This window comes from Streptomyces sp. NRRL F-2664, assembly GCF_000719345.1.
Classification (GTDB): Bacteria; Actinomycetota; Actinomycetes; order Streptomycetales; family Streptomycetaceae; genus Streptomyces.
The window spans coordinates 1-577 of record NZ_JOFX01000312.1; the positions used below are offsets into that span (position 1 = coordinate 1).

Consider the following 577-nt stretch of genomic DNA (forward strand, 5'->3'; position numbering starts at 1 on the left):
CTCTCCGGATTTGTAGCAGCACAGCGCGGCGACCGAGGTCCGGCGGCGGGAGCGACCGCGGACGCGGGTGACGGGGGTGTGTCCGCGCCGGCCCCGGGTGCGGGCGCGGGGCGGCGTCATGGAGAATCCGGCCTCGTCCTCGAAGGCGAGCCAGCCCCCACACGCCGCCGCGAGCCTTTTACCCGCGGCCACACCTCCTTCTTCCACAGCGCCACCGCGTGCTCGTCGCGTTCGAGGGCTCTGCGGGCGGGGGCCTGCCAGGACCAGCCTTGCCGTTTCAGCAGCCGCCACACCGTCGGCACCGAAAGACCCACCCGCAGCCGGCGGCGGATCACCGTCTGGACCCGGACCAGAGTCCAGCGTTCATCCTCGAAGCCATGCGCCGCCGGTCCCTTGCCGAGTTCCGCCTCGAGTACGGCGAACTGGGCATCGGTGACGGTCGGGGAGTTCGCCGGACCCATCGGGCGCAGGGCCGCCATGCCGCCCTCACGCCAGGCGCGACGCCAGCGTTCCACCGACCGCACACTCACCCGCAGGTCCTTCGCGATCACCGCGGTCTTCTCACCCGCCGCGAATC

1 pseudogene is annotated in these 577 nt (G+C 72.4%); it reads right to left on the reverse strand.

The features are described 5' to 3' along the window. Positions 1-577 (reverse strand): annotated as a pseudogene (locus IF89_RS0135870) (IS630 family transposase); the annotation flags it as partial.